The organism is Streptomyces sp. NPDC030165, from assembly GCF_055573595.1.
This window is the reverse complement of sequence record NZ_JBVIBD010000014.1, coordinates 109,399-114,345: the sequence shown is the minus strand read 5'-3', so window position 1 is coordinate 114,345 and position 4,947 is coordinate 109,399. Positions and strand designations below refer to the sequence as shown.

Genomic DNA, 4,947 nt, shown 5'->3' with positions numbered 1-4,947 from the left:
ACGCCCCCCCCCAACATCCCCCCACCCCCCCCCCCCCCCCCCCCCCCCCCCCCCCCCCCCCCCCCCCCCCCCCCCCCCCCCCCCCCCCCCCCCCCCCCCGTGCCGCTGCCCGGTCACACGAGGCGCCGCACCACGTACGCCGTGCCGCGTTCGGCCGCCCGCTCGCCCACGTACTCCTGGCCCCGCATCCCGCACCACGCGGGAATGTCCAGCCGCGCCGCCTCGTCGTCCGCCAGGACGGTCAGAGTGGTGCCCACCGGCACGTCGCCGATGACCTTCGCCAGCTCGATGACGGGCACCGGGCAGCGCTTGCCCAGGGCGTCCACGACGTGTTCCGCGGCGGGGGAGGAGGCGGTTTCCGGCCGCGCGGCCGCCGGGGCGCCCAGCTGCTCCCGTACGGAGCGCACCGCCTCCGGGAGCACGTCCAGGAAGCGGTCGACATCGGCCTCGGCGGTGCCCGCCGGCAGCGACACCCGGACGTTGCCCTCCGACAGCACCCCCATCGCCCGCAGCACATGGCTCGGTGTCAGCGTGCTGGAGGTGCAGGACGACCCGGAGGAGACGGAGAACCCCGCCCGGTCCAGCGCGTGCAGCAGGGTCTCCCCGTCGGCATAGAGACACGAGAAGGTGACCAGGTGGGGGAGCCGGCGCACGGGATCGCCGACGACCTCGGTGTCCGGCACCGTCCCGGCCACCCGCGTACGGATCCGGTCGACCAGCTCCCGCAGCCGCACCGCCTCGGCCGCCGCCTCGGCCCGTACGGCGCGCAGCGACGCCGCCGCCGCGATCACGGCGGGCAGGTTCCCGAAGCCCGGCACCCGGCCGGACTCCCGCTCGTCCCGCGGGCCCTGCGGCGCGAACCGGGTGCCCTTGCGGACGGCCAGCAGCCCCACACCGGGCGGACCGCCCCACTTGTGCGCGCTCGCCGTCAGCAGCGACCAGGCGCCGCCGACCGGGCCCCAGGGGAGCGACTGGGCGGCGTCCACCAGCAGCGGCACGTCCGCCTCCCGGCAGGCCGCGGCGGCCTCCTCCACCGGCTGCTCGGTGCCCACCTCGTGATTGGCGGACTGCAGGGCGGCCAGCGCGGTGTCCGGGCGCAGCGCGGCGGCGAAATCCCCGGCGGCCACCCGGCCCGTACGGTCCACGCCGACCTCGGACACCGAACCGCCCGCCGCCTCGTGGGCCGCGGCGGCGTGCAGGACGGCGGAGTGCTCCACCGCGGAGTGGACCAGGTGGCGGCCGACACGCCGACGTGCGGCGAGCGTGCCGGACATGGCCGAATGCACCGCCTGCGTCCCCGATGGAGTGAAAACGAGTTCGTCGGGCCGGCAGCCGACGGCCTCCGCCGCGGCCTCCCGCGCGGCGTCCAGCAGCAGCCGGGCCCGGCGGCCCTCCCGGTAGGGGCGGGCCGGATCGGCCCAGCCCTCGTCGAGCGAGGCGAGCAGTGCTTCCCGGGCGACCGGGTGCAGCGGAACGGCCGAGGCGGCATCGAAGTAGGACACGCCCCAGACGCTAGCGCGTCGTACGCCTGTCCCGGGCGCGGCGTCAGAAGGCCGCCGGAGCCCGGCATTCCGGGGCTCGGCGGGCTTCCCCCGGATGCCGCAGCCACCCCTTCGGGGAGCGGTGCGGCGCGTTGGGCACCCTCCCCGCGCGACCCCAAATAGCGTCCAGTAGGGTTTGGTCCGCATAAACATCCAAACCCCTGCCCGTGCCAGGGCCGGCGACCGACCAGCGAGACGGCCGCAGCCGGTCTCGCGGGCGAGACTCTCGGGAAGGCGCTACGTGAGTCCCAACGGCTCCGACCGCTCGTCGCGGCGCCCGATGCGGCGGAAGCTGCCGCAGGTGCTGGCTGCGGGACTGGTCCTGGCAACCTCGACCGGTTGCACATACAAGGACTTTCCCAACCTCGGCATGCCCAATCCGGCTACTGAAGAGGCGCCGCGGATCCTCTCCCTTTGGCAGGGCTCCTGGGCCGCCGCCCTCGCGGTGGGCGTGCTGGTGTGGGGCCTGATCATCTGGAGCTGGATCTTCCACCGCCGCAGCCGGACCAAGGTGGAGGTCCCCGCACAGACGCGGTACAACATGCCCATCGAGGCGTTGTACACCATCGTTCCGTTCATCATCATCGCGGTGCTCTTCTACTTCACCGCGCGCGATGAGAGCGAACTCCTCAAGACTTCGAAGAAGCCCGACCACGTCATCAACGTGGTGGGCTTCCAGTGGAGCTGGGCGTTCAATTACCTGGAGAACGTGGACGGCGACAAGTCCACGACGAACATCGACTCCAAGGAACTCTCCGCGATCCCGGACAAGTGGAAGAAGAACGTCCCCGCCGGCGCCGACGGCGTGTACGACGAGGGCATCCCGGGCACGCGGAACCCGGACACCGGTAACCCGGGCCCGACCCTGTGGCTGCCCAAGGGCGAGACGGTTCAGTTCGTCCTGACGTCGCGTGATGTCATCCACTCGTTCTGGGTGGTGCCGTTCCTGATGAAGCAGGACGTGATCCCCGGCCACACCAACGTCTTCGAGGTGACCCCCAACAAGGAGGGCACCTTCATGGGCAAGTGCGCCGAGCTCTGCGGCGTCGACCACTCCCGGATGCTCTTCAACGTCAAGGTCGTCTCCCCCGAGAAGTACCGGGAGCACCTGAAGGACCTGGCGAAGAAGGGCCAGACCGGTTACCTGCCGTCGGGCATCAAGCAGACGGATCACGCCAGGAACGCGGAGACCAACAACAAGTGAGCATCCTCAACGAACCTCAGGGTGCCGCCGCCGCAACGGCTCCGGCAGCACCGCCCGCACGAAAGAAGTCTCCCGGCTCCGTCGTGGTGAGCTGGCTGACGACCACTGACCACAAGACCATCGGCACGCTGTACCTGGTCACCTCGTTCGCGTTCTTCTGCATCGGCGGCCTGATGGCGCTGCTGATGCGCGCCGAGCTCGCTCGTCCCGGCACGCAGATCATGTCGAACGAGCAGTTCAACCAGGCGTTCACGATGCACGGCACGATCATGCTGCTGATGTTCGCGACGCCGCTGTTCTCCGGTTTCGCCAACTGGATCATGCCGCTGCAGATCGGCGCGCCCGACGTGGCGTTCCCGCGGCTGAACATGTTCGCGTACTGGCTGTACCTCTTCGGCTCGCTGATCGCGGTGGCCGGCTTCCTGACCCCGCAGGGCGCGGCCGACTTCGGCTGGTTCGCCTACTCGCCGCTGTCGGACGCGGTCCGCTCGCCGGGCGTCGGCGCCGACATGTGGATCATGGGTCTGGCCTTCTCCGGCTTCGGTACGATCCTCGGCTCGGTCAACTTCATCACCACGATCATCTGCATGCGCGCTCCCGGCATGACGATGTTCCGCATGCCGATCTTCACCTGGAACGTGCTGCTGACCGGTGTGCTGGTCCTGCTGGCCTTCCCGGTCCTGGCCGCCGCGCTGTTCGCCCTGGAGGCGGACCGTAAATTCGGGGCGCATGTATTCGACGCGGCCAATGGCGGCGCATTGCTGTGGCAGCACCTCTTCTGGTTCTTCGGCCACCCCGAGGTGTACATCATCGCGCTGCCGTTCTTCGGCATCATTTCCGAGGTCATTCCGGTCTTCTCCCGGAAGCCGATGTTCGGCTACATCGGTCTGATCGCGGCGACGATTTCGATCGCGGGCCTTTCGGTCACCGTCTGGGCGCACCACATGTACGTGACGGGCGGCGTGCTACTGCCGTTCTTCTCCTTCATGACGTTCCTGATCGCGGTACCGACCGGTGTGAAGTTCTTCAACTGGATCGGCACGATGTGGAAGGGCTCGCTGTCCTTCGAGACACCGATGCTCTGGGCCGTCGGCTTCCTGATCACCTTCACCTTCGGTGGTCTGACCGGCGTCATCCTGGCGTCGCCGCCGATGGACTTCCACGTCTCGGACTCGTACTTCGTGGTGGCGCACTTCCACTACGTCATCTTCGGCACGGTCGTCTTCGCGATGTTCGCCGGCTTCCACTTCTGGTGGCCGAAGTTCACCGGCAAGATGCTCGACGAGCGGCTCGGCAAGATCACGTTCTGGACGCTGTTCGTCGGCTTCCACGGCACCTTCCTCGTCCAGCACTGGCTGGGCGCCGAGGGCATGCCGCGGCGCTACGCGGACTACCTGAACGCGGACGGCTTCACCACGCTGAATACGATCTCGACGATCGCCTCGTTCCTGCTCGGCCTGTCGATGCTGCCGTTCATGTACAACGTCTGGAAGACGGCCAAGTACGGCAAGAAGGTCGAGGTCGACGACCCGTGGGGCTACGGCCGCTCGCTGGAGTGGGCGACCTCCTGTCCGCCGCCGCGGCACAACTTCACCTCGCTGCCGCGCATCCGCTCCGAATCCCCGGCGTTCGATCTGCACCACCCTGAGATCGCGGCGCTGGAAGCCATCGAGAACGAGGGCCAGAAGGACACGGCGCTGCTCGGCGGCAAGGAGGTCGGCAAGTGAAGATCCAGGGCAAGATGTTCATCTGGCTCTCCGTCTTCGTCCTCGCCATGGCGATCGTCTATGGCGTCTGGTCGAAGGAGCCGGCGGGCACCACCGCGCTGTTCCTCGCCTTCGGCCTGTGCATCATGATCGGCTACTACCTGGCCTTCACGGCGCGCCGGGTGGACGCCGGAGCACAGGACAACGACGAGGCCGAGGTCTCCGACGACGCCGGTGAGCTGGGCTTCTTCAGCCCGCACAGCTGGCAGCCGCTCTCCCTGGGCGTCGGCGGTGCGCTCGCCTTCCTGGGCGTCGTCTTCGGCTGGTGGCTGCTCTACTTCTCGGCCCCGGTCATCCTGATCGGTCTGTTCGGCTGGGTCTTCGAGTACTACCGCGGCGAGAACCGCACGCAGTAAGACGGCTCCCGTACACCGGGCGGGGGGGGGGGGGGGGGTGGGGGGGGGGGGGGGGGGGGGGGGGGGGGGGAGGGGGGGGG

General features: G+C 69.4%; 4 protein-coding genes. 3 read left to right on the top strand and 1 reads right to left on the bottom strand.

Annotated elements, in window-relative coordinates; translation table 11 throughout:
- Nucleotides 1–113: 113 nt before the first annotated feature.
- On the bottom strand, nt 114–1,502 hold the full coding sequence (locus tag ACZ4Z1_RS25415; RefSeq protein WP_468488915.1) for an aminotransferase class V-fold PLP-dependent enzyme: 1,389 nt from the start codon (nt 1,500–1,502) through the stop codon (nt 114–116).
- 280 nt (nt 1,503–1,782) lie between these two features.
- Between ACZ4Z1_RS25415 and ctaC the strand changes: the two genes are divergently transcribed.
- The 3 genes from ctaC to ACZ4Z1_RS25400 are packed head-to-tail and all read left to right on the top strand — an operon-like array spanning nt 1,783 to nt 4,867.
- Nucleotides 1,783–2,745 (top strand): aa3-type cytochrome oxidase subunit II, encoded by a 963-nt coding sequence (gene ctaC, locus ACZ4Z1_RS25410; protein ID WP_468488914.1) that lies wholly within the window; start codon nt 1,783–1,785, stop codon nt 2,743–2,745.
- Nucleotides 2,742–4,472, top strand: a complete 1,731-nt coding sequence (gene ctaD, locus ACZ4Z1_RS25405; RefSeq protein ID WP_468488913.1) for an aa3-type cytochrome oxidase subunit I — start codon at nt 2,742–2,744, stop codon at nt 4,470–4,472. The genes ctaC and ctaD overlap by 4 nt, the downstream gene beginning before the upstream one ends.
- Nucleotides 4,469–4,867: a cytochrome c oxidase subunit 4 gene (locus tag ACZ4Z1_RS25400; RefSeq protein WP_030593216.1), complete on the top strand. Its 399-nt coding sequence runs from the start codon at nt 4,469–4,471 to the stop codon at nt 4,865–4,867. Before ctaD ends, ACZ4Z1_RS25400 begins: the two co-directional genes overlap by 4 nt.
- The last annotated feature ends 80 nt before the right edge of the window (nt 4,868–4,947 follow it).